The organism is Roseimarinus sediminis, assembly GCF_050433125.1.
GTDB classification, from domain to species: domain Bacteria; phylum Bacteroidota; class Bacteroidia; order Bacteroidales; family Prolixibacteraceae; genus Roseimarinus; species Roseimarinus sediminis.
On record NZ_JBNPXV010000004.1, the window covers coordinates 316,788 to 341,151 of the forward strand.

The 24,364-nt window shown below is 41.3% G+C and carries 18 protein-coding genes; 12 read left to right on the forward strand and 6 right to left on the reverse strand.

Annotated elements, in window-relative coordinates; translation table 11 throughout:
• The first annotated feature begins 78 nt into the window (after window positions 1–78).
• From FHS86_RS07520 to FHS86_RS07565, 10 genes are all read left to right on the forward strand, one after another.
• Window positions 79–855, forward strand: a complete 777-nt coding sequence (locus FHS86_RS07520) for a dihydroorotate dehydrogenase electron transfer subunit (RefSeq protein WP_429412376.1) — start codon at window positions 79–81, stop codon at window positions 853–855.
• Complete coding sequence (locus FHS86_RS07525) at window positions 843–1,754, forward strand: dihydroorotate dehydrogenase (protein WP_429412377.1); 912 nt, start codon at window positions 843–845, stop codon at window positions 1,752–1,754. Before FHS86_RS07520 ends, FHS86_RS07525 begins: the two co-directional genes overlap by 13 nt.
• A gap of 72 nt (window positions 1,755–1,826) precedes the next feature.
• Window positions 1,827–3,104, forward strand: coding sequence for a serine hydrolase domain-containing protein (locus tag FHS86_RS07530; RefSeq protein ID WP_429412378.1), 1,278 nt, complete (start codon window positions 1,827–1,829; stop codon window positions 3,102–3,104).
• A 315-nt stretch (window positions 3,105–3,419) separates the two neighbouring features.
• Window positions 3,420–4,739: a dihydrolipoamide acetyltransferase family protein gene (locus tag FHS86_RS07535; RefSeq protein WP_429412379.1), complete on the forward strand. Its 1,320-nt coding sequence runs from the start codon at window positions 3,420–3,422 to the stop codon at window positions 4,737–4,739.
• An 8-nt stretch (window positions 4,740–4,747) separates the two neighbouring features.
• Window positions 4,748–6,793, forward strand: a complete 2,046-nt coding sequence (locus tag FHS86_RS07540) for an alpha-ketoacid dehydrogenase subunit alpha/beta (protein ID WP_429412380.1) — start codon at window positions 4,748–4,750, stop codon at window positions 6,791–6,793.
• A gap of 49 nt (window positions 6,794–6,842) precedes the next feature.
• Complete coding sequence (locus FHS86_RS07545) at window positions 6,843–7,349, forward strand: flavodoxin (RefSeq protein ID WP_429412381.1); 507 nt, start codon at window positions 6,843–6,845, stop codon at window positions 7,347–7,349.
• Between the two features lie 161 nt (window positions 7,350–7,510).
• Complete coding sequence (locus FHS86_RS07550; protein WP_429412382.1) at window positions 7,511–8,437, forward strand: glucosaminidase domain-containing protein; 927 nt, start codon at window positions 7,511–7,513, stop codon at window positions 8,435–8,437.
• A 71-nt stretch (window positions 8,438–8,508) separates the two neighbouring features.
• Window positions 8,509–9,000, forward strand: a complete 492-nt coding sequence (locus FHS86_RS07555; protein ID WP_429412383.1) for a methylglyoxal synthase — start codon at window positions 8,509–8,511, stop codon at window positions 8,998–9,000.
• A gap of 11 nt (window positions 9,001–9,011) precedes the next feature.
• A complete protein-coding gene (locus FHS86_RS07560) occupies window positions 9,012–10,427 on the forward strand; it encodes a leucine-rich repeat domain-containing protein (protein WP_429412384.1) in 1,416 nt (471 codons plus the stop codon).
• Between the two features lie 238 nt (window positions 10,428–10,665).
• Entirely contained in the window at window positions 10,666–11,139 is a 474-nt protein-coding gene (locus FHS86_RS07565) for a superoxide dismutase [Ni] (RefSeq protein WP_429412385.1), read from the forward strand.
• 119 nt (window positions 11,140–11,258) lie between these two features.
• On the opposite strand, the gene FHS86_RS07570 is transcribed toward FHS86_RS07565, so the two are convergent.
• Together FHS86_RS07570 and gyrA are read right to left on the reverse strand one after the other, a co-directional pair.
• Complete coding sequence (locus tag FHS86_RS07570; RefSeq protein WP_429412386.1) at window positions 11,259–12,437, reverse strand: tetratricopeptide repeat protein; 1,179 nt, start codon at window positions 12,435–12,437, stop codon at window positions 11,259–11,261.
• A gap of 66 nt (window positions 12,438–12,503) precedes the next feature.
• The gene (gyrA, locus tag FHS86_RS07575; protein ID WP_429412387.1) at window positions 12,504–15,017 is read right to left on the reverse strand and encodes a DNA gyrase subunit A; all 2,514 of its coding nucleotides are present in this window, start codon (window positions 15,015–15,017) and stop codon (window positions 12,504–12,506) included.
• Between the two features lie 207 nt (window positions 15,018–15,224).
• Here gyrA and FHS86_RS07580 point away from each other — a divergent pair, with 207 nt between their 5' ends.
• Window positions 15,225–17,747 carry an ATP-dependent Clp protease ATP-binding subunit gene (locus tag FHS86_RS07580; RefSeq protein WP_429412388.1) on the forward strand — a complete coding sequence of 841 codons (2,523 nt, stop codon included), beginning with the start codon at window positions 15,225–15,227 and terminating at the stop codon, window positions 17,745–17,747.
• A gap of 16 nt (window positions 17,748–17,763) precedes the next feature.
• Here FHS86_RS07580 and FHS86_RS07585 read toward each other — a convergent pair whose 3' ends face one another.
• The 4 genes from FHS86_RS07585 to FHS86_RS07600 all read right to left on the reverse strand — a co-directional run bounded on the left by FHS86_RS07585 (window position 17,764) and on the right by FHS86_RS07600 (window position 22,582).
• The gene (locus FHS86_RS07585) at window positions 17,764–19,503 is read right to left on the reverse strand and encodes a PP2C family protein-serine/threonine phosphatase (protein ID WP_429412389.1); all 1,740 of its coding nucleotides are present in this window, start codon (window positions 19,501–19,503) and stop codon (window positions 17,764–17,766) included.
• Between the two features lie 122 nt (window positions 19,504–19,625).
• A complete protein-coding gene (locus FHS86_RS07590; RefSeq protein WP_429412390.1) occupies window positions 19,626–20,489 on the reverse strand; it encodes a PfkB family carbohydrate kinase in 864 nt (287 codons plus the stop codon).
• A gap of 75 nt (window positions 20,490–20,564) precedes the next feature.
• Window positions 20,565–21,311: a 3-oxoacyl-[acyl-carrier-protein] reductase gene (gene fabG / locus FHS86_RS07595; protein WP_429412391.1), complete on the reverse strand. Its 747-nt coding sequence runs from the start codon at window positions 21,309–21,311 to the stop codon at window positions 20,565–20,567.
• Between the two features lie 131 nt (window positions 21,312–21,442).
• Window positions 21,443–22,582 (reverse strand): glycosyltransferase family 4 protein, encoded by a 1,140-nt coding sequence (locus FHS86_RS07600; RefSeq protein ID WP_429412392.1) that lies wholly within the window; start codon window positions 22,580–22,582, stop codon window positions 21,443–21,445.
• A 133-nt stretch (window positions 22,583–22,715) separates the two neighbouring features.
• Here FHS86_RS07600 and mnmE point away from each other — a divergent pair, with 133 nt between their 5' ends.
• Window positions 22,716–24,110: a tRNA uridine-5-carboxymethylaminomethyl(34) synthesis GTPase MnmE gene (mnmE, locus tag FHS86_RS07605; protein ID WP_429412393.1), complete on the forward strand. Its 1,395-nt coding sequence runs from the start codon at window positions 22,716–22,718 to the stop codon at window positions 24,108–24,110.
• Window positions 24,111–24,364 lie beyond the last annotated feature (254 nt).

A 24,364-nucleotide genomic window follows, 5' to 3' on the forward strand; every position in this document is an offset into this window, starting at 1 on the left:
AAACGAATACAGGTAAGCAGCTGGAAGTAGATAAGCAGCTCATTTTATTCCTGTTGCATCAATAAACAATATTTGCGGATGAAGAAAAAAGTTGGTGATTTGCTGGTAACAGAAAATGTACAGCTCAATCACGACAATTATCTGATAACTCTTCAAACTGAAGAAGCTCTTGAACCCATACGACCAGGACAATTTGTAAACATCAGGGTTAAAGATGCCTCGACAACTTTCCTGCGCCGGCCATTTTCGGTTCATGATGTTGATTACAGCAACAATTCCTTTTCTATTTTGGTAAAGACCGTAGGTGAAGGTAGCTTTCATCTAAGCAGGGCAAAAGCCGGTGAACGACTTGATGTGCTGTTTCCACTTGGAAATGGATTTTCAAGTCCTCAAAAGGGCGAAACCATTTTATTAATTGGGGGAGGCGTTGGAATTGCTCCCATGATGCAAATGGCAAGGGAGTCGAAAGAAATTGGTGCCAAAGTCATTATACTACTGGGAGCCCGTTCAGCTGAAGATCATATTCTTCTCGACGAATTCTCAAAACATGGCGAACTCTTATTAACCAGCAACGATGGTTCGCTGGGAATTCCGGGCTTTGTAACCGACCATCCAATACTCAATCAATCAAAGCATATTGACCGTATTTATTGCTGTGGACCCGATCCAATGATGCAGGCTGTAGCTAAAAAAGCAAAACAACTGAACATCGATTGCGAAGTTTCACTTGAAAATATGATGGCTTGTGGTTATGGTGTATGTCTTTGTTGCGTTACAAAGACTAAAACCGGCAATCAATGCGTTTGTACCGAAGGTCCCGTGTTCAATATAAATGATCTTGAATGGCAGATTTAAAAGTTAATATTGGAAAGTTGGTGTTAAAAAACCCGGTGATGTCGGCATCAGGAACCTTTGGAAATGGTGTTGAATTCGACGACTTTATCAATGTAAGCGATCTGGGAGGAATTTTGCTAAAAGGTACCACCCTGCATCACCGCGAAGGAAATGACTATCCACGTATGGCCGAAACTCCATCGGGAATGCTGAATGCTGTAGGCCTGCAAAACAAAGGAGCAGACTACTTTTGCAAGCACATTTATCCTCATGTTGCTAAATACGACACCAATGTAATTGTTAATGTAAATGGCTCAACTGTTGAAGAGTACATCGAATTAACCGAGCGAATCAATGAACTGGATAAGATTGCTGCCATTGAATTAAATATTTCTTGTCCGAATGTAAAAGAAGGCGGAATGGCCTTTGGAACCAGTTGCCCCATGGCTGAACAGGTTACCAGGGCCGTGCGAAAAGTGTATGATAAAACGCTCATCGTTAAGCTTTCACCCAATGTCACCAATATTGCCGACATCGCATTAGCGGTTGAATCAGAAGGGGCCGACAGTGTGTCGCTGGTAAATACCTTTTTAGGAATGGCGATTAATGCCGAAAAAAGAACACCGGTACTTTCTACTGTTACAGGCGGACTTTCGGGACCAGCCATTAAACCCATTGCATTACGCATGGTATGGCAGGTAGCGCAAGCTGTTAAAGTACCTGTAATAGGGATGGGGGGAATCATGAATGCAACCGATGCCATTGAATTTATGCTGGCAGGTGCTTCTGCTGTTCAGATTGGTACTGCCAATTTTATTAATCCCCACATCAGCATTGAAATTATTCAGGGTATTGAGCAATACCTGACAAGGCATAAAATGAATTCAGTTAGCGAAATAATCGGCGGTTTACAATTGTAATCAGCCCTCATTGTCAGTATTTTAATGAAGAGATTGACCATAAAATCTTTCGTACTTTTAATTAGCATGCTTGTGTACACGCCATTTTCACATGAGCGGGTAAGTAGTATGGGTTTTTTTACTCCGGAAGAACTGGTAAAACCTATCAACCAACGAATCAGTAACGAGAAAAGCGAATTTAACGACAGTCCGTACATCGACCGTCAAATTGAACGCTTTATGGAACGATCGGCACTGAAAGGTGTATCCCTGGCAATAGTACAAGACGAGCAGCTGGTCTTTACCCGGGCTTATGGATTTGCCAATGAAGAACAGAATATTGAAGCTTCACCAGAACATCTCTTTCGCCTGGCCAGTGTATCCAAACTAATTACAGCGGTGGCCATTATGAAACTTGTTGAAGAAGGGCGGCTCAGCCTCGATGACAAGGTATTCGGGCCAGAAGGAATTTTCAACGATGATCAATATTTAAACATTAAGGATGCCAATCTGAAAAAAATAAAAATACTCCACCTGTTGAATCATACTTCCGGCTGGACACAACGTTACGGCGATCCGGCCTTTCATCCACTCGACATTGCCCGTAAAGTTGGTCATGAACCACCTGCTACCATCGACAGCTATCTGCAATTTGTTATTAAACGACGCTTAATGTATCCACCGGGCACCATGTACAGCTATTCAAACATTGCCTACATGTTTTTGGGGGCAATTATTGAACGCGTAAGTGGAATGCCTTATGAAGATTACGTAAAATTTCAGCTGCTTTTTCCAAATGGAATTTACGATATGCACCTGGCACACAACACCGAGCAAGCACATTTCCCTAATGAAGTCAGATATTATGAACAGGAGGGATCGCTAAAAATACCAGCCTGCGATGGCAGTAAGGCCCTGCTCGCCAAATCAAACGGCGGAAATGATGTACGTCTGCTTGGAGCAGCCGGAGCCTGGCTTGCATCGGCCCCGGAGCTGGCAAGATTCATCACCCTGATTGATGGTTTCGACAAGGTACCTGACATGCTGAAAAAAGAAAGCATCGCGCAAATGACAGGTGCCCTTGGAAAACCAATAGGATGGGGGGAAAGCGTTAGTGGATATTGGTATCGGACCGGCAGCTTTGCAGGTACTACCGCCATGATACACCGGCGGAATGACGGCTTGATATGGATTTTCCTTAGCAATACAAGCAACTGGCAGGGACCCGGTTTTTACGATGACATTAACCGGACAATGCGCAGAATACTAAAAAAAGTTGATTCATGGCCTGAACAGGATTTGTTCAATTATTTTGATCCTGAAGCCATTAGCTATGTACCTTTTAACATCAACCAATTGCCTGTAAATTAGAAGGTGCTTTCTTTTGCTTTATTAAAATCTACTTCATTTTTACCCTCGACGACGTACATTGGTCAGACAATCCATCTTATACGTCTAATAAACAACACCTTAAGCTAATAACATCAGCGCCGCTGTTTTTTTTGCTATCCAGAGATGGCAATTTACTGTTTTTGCCCTGTATTTTTCAAGTATTTTATTGGTTTTTACGCTGAAATTTAGCCTGCAAATATCTGTAATTTAAAATGATAAATACTATTTCATTTTTTTTAAAACATTCCCTAACGATTGCTGTTAATATGTTAAGAATTTTAAATGAAATAGAACATGTCTGAATTTAAAGTACTCATGCCCAAAATGGGTGAAAGTGTGCAGGAAGCAACCATAACGAAGTGGTTCGTCAAAGAAGGCGACAAGGTCGAAGAAGAAGATCTGCTTTTTGAGATAGCCACAGAAAAGGTTGATTCGGAAATTCCATCACCGGTCGATGGTGTTGTGTCCAAAATATTGTTCGATGTTGATGCAGTTGTTCCTGTTGGGGAGCTGGTTGCATTAATTAAAACTGAAGATGAAGGCGAAGAGGAAGTAGAAGCGACCAACAACACAAGCGGGGAAAAAGAAAACACGGAATCAACTGAAAAGAATGAACATAAGGCATCTGATCAGGATCAAACTGACAAACTAAAAGGTGCTACCCGTTTCTATTCGCCATTGGTACGTTCAATTGCTAAGGAAGAAAACATCTCAATGGATGAACTTGAAAGCATTGAAGGTAGCGGGGCTAATGGAAGAGTTCAAAAAAAGGATCTTCTTGCATATCTCGAGAATAATAATCAGCCTGAAAAAGAAAAAGCTGATAAGAAGGAAACCGCCAGTAAGGCTGAAAAAGAAGAAAGTAGTTCAAAACCGGCTGCTAAGGCTCCTGTTTCAATTGGTGCCGAAGACCAGATTGTCGAAATGGACCGTGTACGCAAACTGATTGCCGATCACATGGTTAATTCTGCACAAACGGCTCCTCATGTAACTTCGGTTGTCGAAGCTGATGTTACCAACCTTGTACTGTGGCGTCAGAAAGCCAAAGATGAATTCCAGAAGAAATACGGGCAAAAACTCACTTTTATGCCGGTATTTACCGAAGCGGTTGCAACTGCTCTCCGTGAATTTCCAATGGTGAATGCCTCGGTCGATGGAGATAAAATGATTCTTCGCGGAAAAGTGAATGTTGGAATTGCCGTAGCCAAGCCCGATGGAAATCTCATTGTTCCTGTGATCAGGGATGCTGACCAAAAAAATCTGGTGGGCCTTACTTCATCACTCAACGATCTGGCCGACCGTGCGCGTAACAACAAACTTTCGCCCGACGAAATAAGCGGTGGAACCTTTAGTATAACCAACTTTGGTTCTTTCAGAAACATCATTGGTACGCCAATTATTAATCAGCCACAGGTAGCTATTCTGGCAACAGGTAGCATTGAGAAAAAACCAGCTGTTTTGGAAACACCAACCGGCGATGCCATCGTGGTACGACACAAAATGTTTCTTTCGCTATCGTACGATCACCGAATCGTTGACGGAGCGCTGGGTGGAGCTTTCCTCCGCAGGATTGCCGACCTTCTTGAAGAATTTGATATCAACCGAAAAATTTAAAACAAACCATGAGTAGTATTTATCCGAAAAAGTACACAATAAAGAACGTAGATAAGGAAACGCTTCAGAAATGGTACACTACACTGGTTGTTGGACGACGACTCGATGAAAGAGCTCCCAACTACCTTAAACAGGCCATTGGTTGGTCGTATCATGCTCCGTATGCCGGTCACGATGGAATTCAGTTTGCCATAGGTCAGCATTTCGATAAGGAAACCGACCATTTTTTCCCTTATTATCGTGATATGATGAGTTGTTTTTCAGCAGGACTTACTGCCGAAGAAATCATTCTTAACGGAATTTCTAAAGCCACCGATGTGGCTGGAGGAGGCCGCCACATGTCGAATCACTTTGCCAAACCCGAATGGAACATTCACAATGTTTCATCGTGTACCGGTAACCACGACCTGCATGCGGTAGGAGTAGCCCGTGCCATGAAATACTATGGCCATAAGGGAATTTCGATCACCTCACACGGTGAGTCTGCCACTTCCGAAGGCTATGTATACGAGGCAATCAATGGCGCTTCGCGTGAAAAACTTCCGGTTCTTTTTGTTTTGCAGGACAATGGATACGGTATTTCGGTACCCAAACACATGCAAACAGCAACCCGAAAAGTAGCCAATAACTTTGCTAGTTTTAAAAACCTGCGCATCATTCATTGTAACGGAAAAGATATTTTCGACTCAATGAACGCCATGGCAGAAGCTAAAAAGCACATACTGGAAAAAGGCGAGCCCGTTATACTTCAGGCCAACTGTGTTCGTATCGAATCCCATTCAAACTCCGACCGGCACGAACTTTACCGCACCGAACACGAACGGAATTATGTGCGCGAATACGATCCGCTCGAAAAATTCCGGCGTATGCTGTTAAGGTATGAACGTTTTACCGAAGAAGAGCTGACAGCGATCGAAGAAAATGCAAAAGCCGTCGTAAAGGATGCCCATAAAAAAGCAATGAAGGCTCCCGATCCCGATCCGGAAACCATCTTCGATTTTGTGATGCCCGAGCCTTACAAAGCTGAAAAATACCCTGAAGGACTGCACAATTACCAGGGTGATAAAAAGAAACTGGTAGAAGCAATCAATGAGACGCTGAAACAGGAATTCCGTGAAAATCCTGACACTTTTATCTGGGGACAGGATGTTGCCAATAAGGACAAAGGAGGTGCATTTAATGTAACCAAGGGAATGCAGAAGGAATTTGGTGAGAAAAGAGTGTTCAGTGCCCCCATAGCCGAAGATTACATTGTTGGTACAGCCAATGGCATGAGCCGCTTCAGCGATAAAATCAAACTGGTAATCGAAGGCGCCGAATTTGCCGATTATTTCTGGCCAGCCATGGAGCAGTATGTCGACTCAAGTCATGATTACTGGCGCTCAAATGGTCAGTTTGTACCCAATATGACCATCCGTCTGGCTTCGGGAGGATACATCGGTGGGGGACTTTACCACTCACAAAACATCGAAGGAGCACTTGCAACCATTCCCGGTGTGCGGATTGTTTACCCAACTTTTGCCGACGATGCAGCCGGATTGCTTCGTACTGCAATGCGATCAAAAGGAATGACCGTGTTTATGGAACCCAAAGCACTGTACAATGCACCACAGGCGGCCGCTCCGGTACCCGACGATTTCGAAGTACCTTTTGGAAAAGCCAGAATCCGCCGCGAAGGAAATGACCTAACGTTGGTAACCTATGGAAATACGCTCATTCACAGCCTTGCAGCAGCTGAAAAGCTTGCCAGCGAAGGCATCGAGGTAGAAGTGATCGACCTGCGTTCGCTCATTCCGCTCGACAAGGAAAGCATTCTTGAATCAGTGAAAAAAACCAACAAGGCACTGGTTGTTCACGAAGACAAAGTGTTCGCCGGTTTTGGGTCCGAAATCACTTCAATCATTATGGAAGAAGCCTTTGAATACCTCGATGGTCCGGTAAAACGTGTTGGATCGCCCTATACACCCGTTGGCTTTAACCCAATATTTGAGAAAGCAATATTACCCAACACTGAAAAAATAATTCAGGCTGTTAAAGATTTATTAGCATACTAAAATTTAACATGGGTTTACCCCCTGTTGATTAATATAAAGAAAACCGGAAATGAAGAAAATCGGAATTTTTTACAGTTTTAATGCCAATAAAACCAACCAAATTGGCAAGAAGATACTCGAAGCATTTGGCGATGCCGATATCGAAGCAGTAAATGCTGAAGATGTTACCGAAGCATTGTTCACAAAATACGACAATATGATAATTGGCGTGCCTACCTGGTTTGATGGAGAATTACCCAATTACTGGGATGAATTTGTTCCGGCACTGGAAGACATCAGTCTCAAAGGTAAAAAAGCAGCCGTTTATGGATTGGGTGATCAGAAAGGATACCCTGAGAATTTCAACGACGGAGTCGGTATTTTTGCCGAGATACTTGAAAATCAAGGTGCTGAAATTGTTGGCTTCACTTCGCGTGAAGGCTACACCTACGAAAGTTCAAGAGCTGAACGAGGCGATCAGTTTTGCGGACTCTGCATCGACCAGGAAAATCAGGCACGTATGACTAAAAAAAGAATTGAAAACTGGATTGAACAACTCAAAAAAGAATTTTCATAAACTTTTGATATTTAGATAAATATAAAAGGCTGCCTGAGGGTAGCCTTTTATTGTTTTTATACTTCACTTTTGTGCACAGGCTTAAATTATCGGCTGTTGATCCTTACAGGGCTTGTTTAATCATATTTTTTATCTTTGCCAAAGCAAGAAAAACATTCTAAGTGAAGAAAACTGATATAACCTTTTTTTTTCTGTCTTCCGCGGTCATCATGATTGCATTGCTCTCAGGAATAAAACAAGCGGCACAGCTTGAAATCGTTCAAATTCGTTTAGACAGCATTCAAGAAATTATTCCGGTCGAAGATTCACTGGTTATTCCGGTTTTATACGACACCTTGCTTATTGACAGAATGGCCACCGTTAGTGAAAGAAAAAAACAATTCATCGACCAGGTACTTCCGGCCATTTTGATTGTGCGCTTTCAAATGGAAAATAAGGGCAAACATATTGAGCGCCTTATTAATAAAATCGAAAGGAATGAAGCGCTAAATGACAAAGAAAGCAGATTTGCTGACAGCCTGATGACACGTTTCAGAGCCGACTCCTATGAAAACCTGCTGGTACGCCTGAAACCACATCCAACAAGTTTGGTACTGGCTCAGGCTGCAGTTGAGTCGGGGTGGGGACAGTCACGCTTTGCCATCGAAGGTAATAATCTCTTTGGTGTGTGGACCAGCAGCTGCGATAAAAATGTGATTAAATCACGCTACGATCGTGATGATCAGCAAATCTTTCTGAAACGATACAACAATGTTGCCGAATCGATCGATCATTATTTTTTAACGATTGGAAGACACAATGCTTACCGCAAATTCAGACAGGAGCGCTTCAAAGAGGCTGATGTTATTCAACTTATCGAGGCCCTTGATCGTTATTCTGAAAATGGAGAAGTTTATACTTTGTTATTAAAAAAGGTAATTGACTGGAATCAGCTTGAAAAATATGACAACTACTCAATTGATCCTGAATACATAACAAGCCAAACTTTGTTAAATTATTACTTTGAAAAAGTAATACAATATGGTCACGCCTTTATTGAAAAAGACACTACCAACTTCATTTGTAATGAAGTTGTAACAGAGAATTAAAACCTGTTCATAAAGCTTTCGTAACTTTACAGGGTTTTAATGAAATAAATAGTCCATAGCAAATAAGTATGATGAACAAGAAGAAAACCATTGCCTTGGTTGCCCACGACAACCGGAAAGCCGATATGGTGGAATGGGTGGGGTACAACTGGAAAGAACTCGCACCTCACAACCTGGTCTGTACCGGAACAACGGGATCGATGATTGAACAGGTTTTGCATTTAAAATGTGATGAGTTCAACGTGATTCCTCCGCTTGTGAGCAAGTTAAAATCAGGGCCATTGGGAGGAGACCAGCAGCTGGGTGCACTCATCTCGGAGCAAAAAGTTGATATGCTGATCTTTTTTTGGGATCCAATGCAACCCCAACCTCACGATGTAGATGTAAAGGCACTTTTAAGAATTTCGGCCTTGTACAATATACCAACAGCAACCAATCGCTCCACTGCTGATTTTGTAATCTCAAGCCCATTGTTTCATAAAAATTATCAACCCATTATAAAAGATTATTCGGCTTACATCATGAGAAAAATTAATGATGAGAAGCAATATTCAGACCAATAGATTCTAAAATTATGCATAAGAAAATCCTTCACATTAGTGCACTACTGCTTTTGTTTTTAATGTTTTCCTGTACAAGTACAAAGCAACTGACACTTAAAACAGCAGCTGAACTTTCAGAAGAAACAATTTTCACCTCATTGGCCGAAGCCAGGGCCAATCCGAATGCGGTGGTAGTTTTAAAACTCGAAAACGATGACCTGACAAGCATACCTAAAGAATTGTACCGTTTCAAGAATCTTCAGGTACTACACCTTGGATATAACCAGCTAAGTACTTTGCCTGATGAATTATTCAAAATTGAAAAGCTTCAGCAACTTTACCTGAGTAATAACAACTTTAATCGTATTCCAAAAGGAGTTGCATTTGCCAAACAACTTGAAGTACTTGATTTTAATTACAATAAACTAAGTGTTGTCGATCCTGTTTTGTACAATTGCACTCAACTTAAAACATTAAAGTTGGCTGAAAATCAACTAGTAAGTCTGCCTGATAGTATTTCGAAGCTAAAACACCTGATCTACCTCGATTTGTTCTCCAATCAAATTGAAAGCTTACCTCATGATTTGGTGAACTTATCCCAACTTGAACACCTTGATGTAGATTGGAATCAATTGGAAGCATTGCCGGTCGCTTTCGGGCAACTTGCTAATCTAGAGGAGTTTAAAGCTTCAAAAAACAAATTAAAAACACTTTCGGACGACTTTGGCCAGCTTAGCAAACTGAAAGTACTTTCAATTAATGATAACCAACTGGAGCATTTGCCTGATAATTTTGGAAAACTTACTTTAATTGAGCATTTGAACCTGTCAAACAATCAATTACAGCAATTGCCAGAATCAATAGGAGAGATGCACCAGTTAATCAGCATCAATCTTTCGCTTAATCAACTCAGACAGCTTGTTGATTTATCCGGACTGGAATTGCTTGAGCGTTTGAATTTACGTCAGAATAAATTAAGCATAATCAATGCATCTTATATCGATGCACCGCTGCTCGAAGAAGTGAATCTGAGTATGAATACAATTGTAAAGTTTACAAATGTATTTACAAATGGAAACATTAAAACAATTGATCTTGAGATGAATAGTTTAAATATTCTTCCTGGTCAGTTTACAAAATTGAATAAATTAATCAAGTTAAATCTGGCTCAAAATCAGTTAAATGAAATGAGTGAAGTGATACTGGGAATGAATGCACTTGAAGAGATTTTACTCGAAGGAAACAAGATTGATCTTTTTGACAAGGATTTGAAAAGTCATCCAACACTTAGAAAAATTGATTTGAAAAATAACCAGGTAAAGCTTTTACCATTGGGCTATGCCGAAATCCCCAATCTTGAAATGATTGATTTGCGTAACAATCCAATTTATAGTTGGCATATAAAGCAATTAAAAAGTGCCTTTAAGGCAGGTACACTTCAATTATGAGGTAAAAATATCATTAATAAACCATCAAATTTGCAGTTGGTCAATAAGTTAGCAGCTGGTTTTTTTGATTTTAACTCGCTGAGAATTCAATATTTTTCGGAACTCGACCAGAAATACAGGAATGTCGCAATAATAAGCAGCAAATAAATCGTAAGATCTTGTAAACATAAGAATTGTTTGTTTGTTTTTTGAGTTAGAGATAAGAAACATATCAGTAAACATCAAAAAAGCAAACATAATGAAAACAAGAATCTTATTTAGTTTTTTAATGATAGCATCGTTTTTGACTGTCAGCAATACCGCAAAGGCGCATTGTGAAATACCCTGTGGAATTTATGGCGATTCACTGCGCATTGAAATGATTGCAGAACACATAACAACGATTGAAAAGTCGATGAATCAGATCATGATATTATCGGCCGAAGAAAGCGTAAATTACAATCAGCTGGTTCGTTGGGTTTCTAACAAAGAACAACATGCGAATGAAATACAGCAAATTGTAAGTCAGTATTTTCTTCATCAACGATTACCAATAACAGATCCTGCCAATAATCATGCTTATGCCAGTTATATCAAACGTCTTGAGTTACTGCATCACATGTTGGTGTATTCAATGAAGGCAAAGCAAACAACCGATTTGGAATATATTCAGCTCATGCGTGAAACGCTACAAGAATTTTCAGATTCGTATTTCCATACTCACGAGCATTAAATGAATTAAAGGTACAGTTTTGCTGTACCTTTTAATTTACCCAAAAAGTCTTATAATGCATATTATGTTAAATAGGATATATAAAAAGAAACCGTGAATTTCTCCACGGCTTTCTTAGATTACTTATTAATGCTCTGAATTTTTTTATTGATCTCTTCGTATTTATCATTCATTTGCAAGCGATAATAAATCAAGCGAAGCGATTCCAGAATTGCAATTTCACTTGAATCGATTGAATAAGCGCTTTCAATAAATGGTAAGGCTTCTTTCAGGTGATTCTTGCCTTCTGCAATTTTCTCGTCATATTCTTTGGTTGCACTTGGAGGCAGCTGACTGGCTTCGTTCAGTTTATTAACACCACGGTTGTAGAAAATTACCCCCAGGTTGTAGTAAGGTGTAAACTGTGTGCTGTCCATTTCAATTGCTTCTTTGTACACTCCGATTGCATCTTCCTGTTTTCCAAGTTTCTCAAGTGTTGCACCTTTGGCTGTATAATACGATACATTTTTAGGATTTTGAGAAATGGCTTTATCCAGGTAGTTAATCGCATCGTTGGCATTGCCTTGTCCGATATAATAATTGATTAACTCTACAATAAGTGTCTCACTTTCGGGATATTTCTCAAAGCCTTCCTGCAGTATATTGATCGACTTCAGGGTATCGCCCAAAGATTGATATGCCTGGAATGCAAAGTGATAGCTGGGTGCGCCATTGTAGTCGTTATCGGCCGACTTTTTAAAGTATTTAATAGCATTCTCCCAATCCTCTGCTTTAAAAGCTGCCAAACCGGCATTGTAAATAATGGCTGTATCAATCACTTCTTCACTGCTTTCCTTCATAATTGAAATGTTTGAGATTTCCATGAATTTCTCAAAACACTTCATTGCAGTGGCATACTGCTCATTTTCATAAGTTTTGATGGCATAATTTGAAAGATCGGTTTGAAGAAAAGTCAAATCAACCACAAGTGCCTTTGAATAACGATCTTTGTCATCGTACTTCAAAGCTGTTTTGAAAGCTTCAAGTGCCTCAAAAAGAGGTTCATCTACCAGTCCGCTAATATCTTTACGGTAAATTTCCATAAGGATTTCACCTTTTACCTCATACGAGCGAGGCCAGTCGATTGCTTTTTCTGCCCTTGAATTCTCAACGGTATCCAATGCAAATTGAATCGTCTCCCAGGCTTTTTCGATCTCACCGGCTTCCTTATAGCTCAATGCACTGGTTACCTTTCCTTTTTGAGCAAAGGTCGTCGTGGCGATGATCAGCAATAACAGTAATGTTCCTAATTTTTTCATAATGTGTTCATCTTGTTTTTTTGCAAAAATAATCTTCCAATATAATTATTATACATTCATTTCAATTTATTCTGCAGTAGGTTCCGAATTAATTTCGCCTGCCTCTTCCCCACCATTGTCATCCAGTGATTCTTCGACATCGTTGTTTTTACTAACTCTGGCAACCGATGCAATGGTATCGCTGTCTCTCAGGTTGATCAAACGCACTCCCTGAGCTGCGCGTCCCATTAGGCGTACACTATTTACTGCCATTCTGATGGTGATTCCCTTTTCGGTGATGATCATTAAATCATCGTCGTCGGTAACACTTTTAATAGCGACTAAAGCTCCGGTTTTTTCGGTTACATTAATGGTTTTAACTCCCTTTCCGCCGCGGTTAGTGACCCGGTAATCTTCAATTCTGGAACGTTTTCCATATCCGTTTTCAGAAACCACCATTACGTCTTCTGATTCATTTTCAACACAAATCATGCCAACCACCTCATCGCTCTCACTCAGGGAGATACCCCGAACGCCTGAAGCGGTACGTCCAATCGCCCTTACTATGTTCTCATTAAAGCGGATTGCTTTTCCTGTACGAACAGCCAGCATAATTTCGTGGCTTCCACTGGTGAGGCGTGCTTCCAGCAACTGGTCGCCATCACGCACGGTGATTGCATTCACCCCATTCTGACGCGGACGGGAATATGCCTCCAACGAGGTCTTCTTAATCACTCCCCGCTTGGTACACATAATAATGAAGTTATTATTAATGTATTCAGCATCATCAAGTGTTTTCACATTGATAAAGGCCATCACCTTATCGTCCTGCTCAATATTAAGCAGATTTTGAATTGCTCGTCCTTTTGAAGAACGTGAACCTTCAGGAATTTGGTACACCTTCTGCCAGAAACACTTGCCTTTTTTGGTAAACAACAACAGCGTGTTGTGCATGGTGGCAACAAACATGTGTTCAAGGAAATCTTCATCGCGTGTGCTTCCACCTTTTGAACCAACACCTCCCCTGCTTTGAGTTCTGAATTCACTTAAGGGAGTACGTTTAATATACCCTAAATGAGAAATGGTGATCAGCATTTCTTCATCGGCATAAAAGTCTTCGGGATTGAACTCTTCGGCATTGGGTACAATCTCTGTCCGTCGGCCTTCAGGATACGAAGCTTTTACATCATTGAGTTCCTGCTTGATGATGTCCATTCTCATCCATTCATTTTCAAGGATACTTTTCAGGTGTTCAATTGTTTTTTGTAACTCTTCATATTCTGCACGAAGTTTTTCCTGTTCCAGACCGGTAAGCTGACGCAGACGCATTTCGACAATGGCACGAGCCTGTATTTCTGTCAGCTCGAAAGTTTCCATCAGGCGTGTACGTGCTTCATCAGCATTGGATGATGCCCTGATGATTCGGATTACTTCATCGATGTTGTCGCTTGCAATGATCAGACCTTCGAGAATATGTGCCCGTTTTTCAGCTTGTTCAAGTTCGTACCTGGTACGACGGGTTACCACATCGTGGCGGTGTTCAACAAAGTGATAAATCAGTTGTTTCAGGTTAAGCAACTTTGGCCGTCCTTTAACCAGGGCAATGTTATTCACACTGAACGACGATTGCAATAATGTGTACTTATAAAGTTTATTTAGTACAACGTTTGAAATTTCATCCTTTTTGATGTCAACAACAATGCGCATTCCATTGCGGTCCGATTCATCGTTAACATTCGAAATTCCTTCAATTTTTTTCTCATTTACAAGTTCAGCAATTTTTATAATTAGCTCGGCTTTGTTAACCTGGTAGGGAATCTCGGTGATAATGATTTTTTCACGGCCATTTGGGGTCGTTTCAATGTGGGCTTTTCCACGAAGTACAATACGCCCCTTACCTGTTTCGAAGGCATCGCGAACACCCTGATATCCATAAATGATACCACCGGTTGGAAAATCGGGAGCCTTAATAATATCAATCAACTCGTCCATTTCTATATCGTGATTATCGATATAGGAAATAATGGCATCGATGGTATCAACCAGATTATGTGGTGGCATGTTGGTGGCCATTCCCACAGCTATCCCCGACGTTCCGTTCACCAAAAGATTCGGAATTCTGGTTGGAAGTACCGAAGGTTCAGTTAACGACTCATCAAAGTTGGGCGTGAAATCAACCGTATTTTTGTCGAGATCGGCCAGCGTTTCCTCTGCAATTTTTGCCATGCGGGCTTCGGTATAACGCATTGCTGCAGGGCTGTCACCATCGATCGAGCCAAAGTTTCCCTGGCCATCAACCAAAGGATAGCGCAATGACCACTGTTGCGCCATACGCACCATGGTCATGTAAACCGACGAATCACCATGCGGGTGATACTTACCTAGTACCTCACCCACAATTCTGGCCGACTTTTTATAGGATTTATTTGAAGTAACACCTAACTCGTTCATCCCGAATAAAACCCTACGGTGAACTGGCTTAAAACCATCTCTAACATCGGGTAATGCACGCGACACGATCACCGACATGGAATAGTCGATGTAGGCCGATTTCATCTGCTCTTCAATGTTAATCTTTATAATTCTTTCATTTTCAGACATGTAAAATTCCTTTCTTTAAGTCTCAAAAAAACGGTTAAAAATACAAAAATACCATTATTTACAAGGGAAAGCGCATAACATAAATCTAAAAAATTAACATAGCCTTACATTCTTTCAACAATAATGGATTTCGTCTGTCTTATAAATTAAATCTGTTAGGAAAATATGTATATTAGCTTCGATAATTTGACAAAATTGGGTAATTATATGGATTCTAAATTTTCACCAAAAATAAAAGATGTATTGAGTTATAGTCGAGAAGAGGCGATTCGGATGGGGAATGACTATATCGGACTGGAACATATCCTGCTGGGTATATTGCGTGACGGTGAAGGAGTTGCCATCGACTTACTAAATACCATGGGAGTAGATCTTTTCGATTTGAAAAAAGAAATTGAAAAGGAGATCAAAGAAGACAAGGCACTTGAGCCGGGAGCATCGATCCAGTTGTTAAAAGCAGCTGAAAAGTCGTTGAAACTGGTTTATCTTGAGGCCCGTTCAATGGGTGGGAGCACCATCAACACCGGTCACCTGCTGCTTACACTGCTGAAGGATGAGTCATCGTTGATAGCAAGTGTTTTAAATGATTTTAATGTAAGTTATTACATGGTAAAATCACAGCTTGAAACTTACAATCATCAAAAGCCTATTGAATCAAAATCGGATTTTCCGGGTGATTCAGATGATGATTCGTCAGACTTCTTTCAGCAAAAACCACCTCAGGGAACAAACCAACCCACAGGCGGTTCGAAATCAGAAACTCCTGTGCTCGATAATTTTGGCATCGACATTACACAGGCGGCTGAAGAAGGCAGCCTCGACCCAATTGTTGGTCGCGACAAGGAAATTGAACGACTGGCCCAAATCCTCAGCCGACGGAAGAAGAACAATCCGATATTGATTGGTGAACCGGGAGTTGGTAAATCGGCCATTGCCGAAGGACTTGCCATTCGTATCATTGAAAAAAAGGTTTCAAGAGTATTGTTCGACAAACGCGTGGTCGCTCTCGATCTGGCATCGATTGTAGCTGGCACTAAATACCGCGGACAGTTTGAGGAACGCATGAAAGCCATTCTGAACGAGCTGGCCAAGGTTAACAATGTCATTTTGTTTATCGACGAAATTCACACCATCGTAGGAGCAGGTGGAGCAACCGGATCGCTCGATGCAGCCAATATGCTGAAACCGGCCCTGGCCCGTGGTGATATCCAGTGTATTGGTGCCACCACGCTCGATGAATACCGTCAGAATATTGAAAAGGATGGAGCGCTTGAGCGTCGTTTTCAAAAGGTAATGGTCGATCCTACTTCGGTTGATGAAACTATTCAGATTTTAAACAATATTAAAAGTCGTTACGAAGACCATCACAACGTGGTTTATACCGATGAAGCCATTGCGGCCTGTGTTAACCTTACCGCACGGTACATCACCGATCGTCATTTGCCCGACAAAGCCATTGATGCACTTGACGAAGCAGGATCGAGGGTTCACATTGCCAACATCAATGTTCCCGAAACCATTGTAAAGCTGGAAGAGAAAATTGAACATACACGGGAAGAGAAAATTCAGGCTGTGAAGAGTCAAAATTTTGAATTGGCTGCTTCGTTCCGCGACAAAGAGAAAAATCTTATCCAGTTACTTGAACGAGAAAAGGAAGACTGGGAGCGAGAATTAATCAACCATCGAGAAAGAGTTGATGATGATAAAGTTGCCGAAGTGGTGGCCATGATGTCGGGAATACCGGTACAACGGGTAGCTCAGGCTGAAAGCAAGAAGCTTTTACACATGACCAGCGATCTGAAAGGAACTGTTGTTGGTCAGGATGCAGCCATCGAAAAGATTGTCCGCGCTATTCAACGCAACAGGGCCGGACTTAAAGACCCCAATAAACCGATTGGTACTTTTGTTTTTCTTGGACCAACCGGAGTTGGTAAAACCCAACTTGCCAAAGTGCTGGCCCAATATCTATTCGATTCACATGATGCCTTAATCAGGGTTGACATGAGTGAATACATGGAGAAATTTGCTGTCTCAAGACTCGTGGGTGCTCCTCCGGGATATGTGGGATACGAAGAAGGCGGACAATTGACCGAAAAAGTGCGACGAAAGCCCTATTCGGTTGTTTTGCTCGATGAAATTGAAAAGGCACATCCCGATGTATTTCACCTCCTGCTTCAGGTAATGGATGAAGGCCGTTTAACCGACAGCCTTGGACGACGGATAGACTTCAAGAATACCATTATAATTATGACTTCGAACATCGGCTCACGTCAGCTGAGTGATTTTGGTCGTGGAGTAGGTTTTACCACCCCTGCCGACACCAACGATGCCGATCATTCGGGCCATGTTATCCAGAAAGCATTAAAGAAAGCCTTTGCTCCCGAATTCCTGAATCGTATCGATGATGTGGTGATGTTTAACCCGCTAACCGAAGCAGATATCAATAAAATTATTGATATTGAATTGAAAGGATTGTTCTCGAGAGTAAAAAGCCTTAACTACAATCTCAAAATCTCGACAGCGGCAAAAACTTTCATTGCCAAAAAGGGTTTCGATCCGCAATATGGCGCCCGTCCGTTGAAACGGGCCATTCAAAAAATCCTTGAGGATGAAATGGCCGAAGTGATTTTAAAATCAGACCTTCAGGAAGGTGATACCATTTCGATTGGTTACGATTCGAAAAATGAAAAAGTGCGTATGCGTGTAATTTCACAAAAGAAGGAAGCCTGATTTTTAGATCAATAGTTTACACCGACCCCATGGAATTGTATCGAAGGACCAGCAAGGTCAGATCATCCATGGGGTCCTTGTTTCCCCTGAAACTGTCTACACTCGACTTAAGCCGTTCGCATAAGGGTTCCGGCTCAAGAAACCAGGCTCCCATCAAGTTGTATTTCAAAACATCCATCGAGTAATTCATGCCATTTTCATCGATGGTGTCAATTACTCCATCGGTATAAAACAGGAGTTGATCTCCCGGATGAAGAACTATCTCTGCCTGTTTATATTCCCGCCTGGCATAAATACCCAATGGAATTCCATGCACCTCAGATAATTCATCAATTTTACCTTCATTTCGTATAACAAGAGGTTGATTGTGAGCGCAATTACAATAACTCAGCGCGCCGGTACGCATATCAATTATTGCCAGTATCATGGTCACAAACAAATCGCTGATATTTTCTTCAACCAGTTTCTCATTTAATTTGGCCGCAATCGCTGCCACCCGGCTCTCTTTTTGTGCCACCGAGCGTAACAAGGTCTGCGTATATATCATGAACAAAGCAGCTGCAATTCCTTTTCCCGATATATCACCAACAGCAAACAACAAACGATTGTCATCAAGCATAAAATAATCGTACAGGTCTCCACCAATGTGATAAGCCGATTCAGAAAGAGCACTTATTGATATCTCGGGATGTTGTTCCAGCTTTGGTAAGCTGCGAGGCAAAATGTTCCGCTGCAGGCTTTTGGCTATTTTCAGGTCATTCTCAAACTTCAAACTTTCTTTATTCGTTTTCTCAAGATTCTTTACATAAAACGATAATTGATTCTGCAACAGGTCAATACTTCGCTTTATTAACATGGGCTCACTGACCTTCGATTTCGGATTTAAACCAATATACTTACTACTGCGCAACGATTGAATGATATCGGAATAAGGCCGGGTATAGCGATTATTTGTCCGGATCATGCTAAAACCAACCACAACCAGAATAAAAGCTGTTATGAGTAGAATGATTGCGGGATAACGCCTTAAGTACTCAATAAAGAAACGGTTGGTATGATTGACCAGAAGATATAGATCCAGTTCAGGCAGGTAGCGAATGGCAGCATCGAAATGCTGTGATTTACTTTCGCTTTGAATTGCTACCTTCAGTTTTTCCTTGTTTTTTTCAACAGAGTTAGCCAACGACGTTTCACTAACAAGCTGATGCCCAACAAATATTTCATCATCTGATTCAACAATCTGTCCGGTAGCACTACAAAGAATATAGAAAAAAGGTGGTGTTATTAAGCTTTTTTTGAGTACAACACCCACAGTGGAAGGCTTAAGTACAATCTGCATTTGCTTTTCAAAACTTAAACGACAGATGTATACCGACGAAAATGTATTGTTGCTACCTGAACGAAATATCCATTCCCGTTCACTACCAGTAAGTTCAAAATTTGTGTCGGAAGAATGAACAATATTAACCGAATCGATTATTTGAATTAGTAACACACTTTCCAGCAGCTTAGCATCGATTTCATTGTTCTTTTCATAACAAGAAATCAGCAATTGTGCATTGTTTTCAACTATATTAATTGAATTGAGGATGATGGTTTCAAGTGATTCAGCTTTTTGATTTGCCTGTTTGTTAATATTTTGGTCAATGACCACACGCAAAAAGAAAAAGTGAAGTATCAACAGGGTAATGGTGGTGCCCGTCAGATACAGCAAATGTGCTGTATTCAGTTGATTGGATAATTTTTTAAATCTCACCGGCCTGACTGTTGTTATTGTTGGTTTTGTAAAATGAAACGAAGGCCAATTTACAAAAAAGGGATTTGAAAAGAAACCAAACTCATTAGTTTCACCGACAGGCAATTTCGTTATTTTAAATATCACTGCTGCTTTAGCGCTGAAGCAACATTCATCCAGCTACGGGTGCCTTTATAACAACTTGAAAAAGAAGCTACTTCAGCCGCCTTGCTTAAAGCCTGCTTAAAATCTACATTGGTATCTGAGAACCAACAAAACGCACCATGTAATACATCGCCGGCCCCTAATGAATCGATGGCGTCAACTTTCTCAACAGCTATTTCGCCTTCAGTGCTGACGATGCTCTCCCCTCCTCTTGAAACAGCAACAAGCTGAACTCCTTTATTCAAGGTAAAAGAAAAGGCATCGTCGATGTTTGAACAAGCCGGAGGCATAAAATTGGCTGAACAAATAGCAATATTAACATAAGGTAAGAGTTCGCTAAGTTGCGGCTTCCAGCTTCCTCCATCCAGAATTACAGGTATCTTTTTTTGTTGAGCCTGCTGGCAGAGCGGCAGCGCTATTTCGGGATAGAAGCCGTCAATCATAATAAATTCGTAAGACCCTACATCGATCCGGGGTATTTTGTACTGAAAATGATCCAGTTCAGGATGATGGGTAATAATGGTCCGCTCACTGTTGGTGATGTTTGTTACTACCGTAGCCAATACAGGATCAAAATTTTGTTTATCAGCAACATCGATCACTTTAACCTGCTGTTGTTTAAAATCGGAAAACAGCAGATCGCTCAGGGCATTTTTTCCAATACAACTTACAAAATGCGCTTCACCACCTAAAAATGAAAAAGCAATGGCTGCATTGGCTGCCGGTCCGCCAGCAGCCAGTACCGGAGCTCCGGTTTTCATTTTAGCGTTTGGCTCGGGCCAGGTTTCAACAAAATACTGAATATCAACAGTGGTTAAACCAATAAACAATCCTTTTTTCATCGTTTAATAAAAAGTGTAAACATAAAAAACCCCGCCAAAAATAGCGGGGATCTGTTTATAAACAAAATAAGATTTTTAAGTATTCATGGCTCCACATACATTAATAACCTGGCCACTTACATACGAAGAAAGGTCAGAAGCAAGGAAGGCTGCTACTTTGGCCACTTCTTCCGGCTCACCCCCACGTTTTAGTGGAATGGATGCTTCCCAGGCTTTACGCGCTTCCTCGGGGATTTTCCCTGTCATTTCGGTAATAATAAAGCCGGGGGCAATGGCATTCGAACGGATCCCTCTTGAACCCAACTCCCTGGCAATCGATTTGGTGAAACCAATTATTCCGGCTTTCGACGCTGAATAATTCGACTGACCTGCATTTCCACTAACACCTACCACTGAACTGAGATTAATAATTGAGCCTGAACGTTGTTTTAACATCACTTTTTGTGCCGCTTTGGTGAAATTAAACACCGATTTCAAATTTACATTAATTACGGCATCCCATTGCTCTTCGCTCATACGCATCAACAGTGTGTCTTTGGTAATACCGGCATTATTTACCAATACGTCGACAACACCAAAATCAGCAACAATCTGATCTACTACTTTCTGAGTGTCTTCAAAATTGCTTGCATCTGAAGCGTAACCTTTGGATTTCACACCCAGCGCTGCTATCTCAGCCTCGGTGTTTTTCATATTTTCATCTTCAAAAAGGTCGGTAAATGCAATATTACAACCTTCCTGAGCAAAGAAAAGTGCAATCGCTTTTCCAATTCCACGCGATGCTCCGGTTATAATTGCTGTTTTTCCGTCTAATAAATTCATGATTCTTATGTTTAAAGTGTTATATCTATTCTGAAGTACCGTAATTGTACCTGACCAGGCATCAATATCAGTGGCTAAGCATTATTCAATAGGTTTTTTGATACGCGAACAAATGTAACAAACTTGCAGAATTATTCAATTTTTGCCACCTGCGAATAGATTTTCATTAACTCGGCGCTTGTATTTTTAAGGTGAAATTTTTGTGCGTGTTCGTATCCAAGCTGTTGCATTTCAGCATATAAATCATTGTGCGTCATCAAATGCGTTATTGCTTTCGAAATTTCTTCCGAATTATTCGGATCGACATAATATGCGCCCTTCCCTCCCGCCTCAGGAAAACAACCCGTATTGGAAGTAATTACCGGTAATCGACTAAACTGTGCTTCGATTATGGGAATCCCAAAACCTTCGAACAACGAAGGCCATATCATCAGTTTTGCCCCTTGCAATAGCATGGGCATGTGTTCCGAAGCAATATAATCGACGAATATTACCTTGTCGGCAATATTCAGGCGGTTTATTTTTTGCAATAGATCCAGCTTGTATTTGTTTGGTTTTGCCACAATTACCAAAGGAAGTTGAAGGTTGACTTGAAGCATGGCCACCGCTTCAAGAATGCGTCCAATATTTTTGTGGCGTACCAAAGCCCCGACAAACAGGAAATACTCAGCCGGCAGATCATAATGTTGCTTTACATCAGCGATGGCGAAATCACTGGCCTGTTGATAGAAAGCCGGAGAACACGACTGATAGCACACCTCTATCTTCTCGGCCGGCACCTGTAGAAAGCCGATCAGATCGTTACGGGTTTGCTCACTTACAGCAATGATACGGTGAGCATGTTTACAACTAAACTTAATTTTTGCAAGATAAATCTGAATGTCAATCCACTTGAAATATTGTGGAAAACGAAGAAACAACAAATCATGAATAGTCACCACATAACGGGTGTTATTGTTCATTCGCAAAGGAAGCTCATGGCTCAAACCATGATGCAAATCGATCTTATATTCTCTTATCGCTTTGCTCATTCCCCAGCTACGCCAAAGAGCCTGCCCGACCGAAGAAGTAATACGGGGTTCAATCATCACAGTTGAATCATTACAAGTATTCATCCATGATGCCCCCACTCCTGTTTTTGGTTTTTTGCCAAACAGGAAATACTGATTTTCAGGATAATACTCTAATAATCCATCAATCAATATTCGAGAATAATTACCCAGTCCCCGGGTATTGTGAAATGCTCTTTTAGCATCAAAACCGATACGCATTCTGGCCTTTGTTTTATGCAGCTAAGCCAGTTACAAGCATCGGCATGAATTAAACAGCCAAACAGTAACGGCACAGCAGTGGTAAAGCTTTTTTATAAGCATCAATGATAACGAAATATTGTATTTTTGCAAAATGATTGATCAACAAACCATCTGTGCCATCAGCACTGCGCAGGGAATGGGAGCCATTGCCGTGCTGCGATTATCAGGTTTCAAAGCAATAGAAATAGTCGAACGTGTATTTCATCCGGTCAAAGAAGGAAAAAAGCTTTCCGAACAAAAGGGAAATACCCTGCACTTTGGCCGCATTGTAAATAATGATCAGGTGATCGACGAGGTGATTGTTTCGCTGTTCAGGGCTCCCCGCTCGTTTACCGGTGAAGATTCGGTTGAAATAGCCTGTCATGGTTCGGTTTATATACAACAAAACATTCTTCAACTGCTTCTTGACAACGGAGCCCGGCTTGCCCGTCCGGGTGAATTTACCCAACGTGCATTTCTGAATGGAAAAATGGACCTTGCACAGGCAGAAGCTGTTGCCGATTTGATTGCAGCCTCGTCGAAGGCCGCCCATCATGTTGCCCTGAAACAAATGCGGGGTGGCATCTCATCTGAGATAAAAAATTTACGCAATGAGCTTTTAACCTTTACTACACTGGTAGAACTTGAACTGGATTTTAGTGAAGAAGACGTAGAATTTGCCAACCGGGAACAATTGCTACTACTCAGCCAAAAAATAAACCAGCTTATTAGCCAACTGGCCAACTCTTTCCAGTATGGGAATGCAATAAAAAACGGCATTCCTGTGGCCATTATCGGCGATACGAATGTAGGAAAATCGACGCTGTTAAACGCGCTTCTTAACGAAGAACGCGCCATCGTATCCGACATTGCCGGCACCACACGTGATGTTATCGAGGATGTAATGATTATTGAAGGAATTCAGTTTCGCTTTATTGATACTGCAGGAATCCGAACGACCATCGACACAATTGAAAACCTGGGTATCGAGCGCACCTATCAGAAAATAGAACAGGCAAGCGTTGTACTCACCATGATTGATGCTTCACGGTCGTTCAACGAAATAGTCATGTTTCTGACCAGCATGAGCGAAAAACTGCACAAGAAACAAACAGCTTTGGTGATCAATAAAACCGACATGGCAAGCCCCGAAGCCATTGATGAATTACAAAGCATGGGGCGTGAAATGGAGTTTCCAACACTGCTTATATCAGCAAAAAAGCGCGAAAACATCGATCATTTGCTGGATTATCTGGTAGCAGCCGTTGATACACAGGGCTATTCTGAAAGCGATGTGATTGTTACCAACCTGAGGCATTATGAATCACTGCAACATGCCAATCGTGCTATTGAGCGGGTTATCGAAGCTATTCCACTGGGAACCTCAGGCGATTTACTCTCGCAGGACATACGCGAATGTCTATACTATCTTGGTGAAATAACAGGTGAAATATCTACAGATGAGATACTTGGAAATATTTTTAAAAACTTTTGTATCGGGAAGTGAGTGAGACCCGTTTTTCAGGAGCGAAGCGAACTGAAAAACGCTGGTCGAACTCATCCCGGTAAGCGAAGCGATACCGGGATCGTTGTCAATTGCAGCTCAATCAGCAGGAGCGAAGCGAACTGAAACGAGCAGGGTAAAATTCAAATTGAAAAAAACACCATTGCGAGTTCCACAATGGGCAGACAATCAATTAGAAATATAGACTTTGGATCCCAAATACTGTTATAATGATTAATAGAAATCCATTGTGAAAA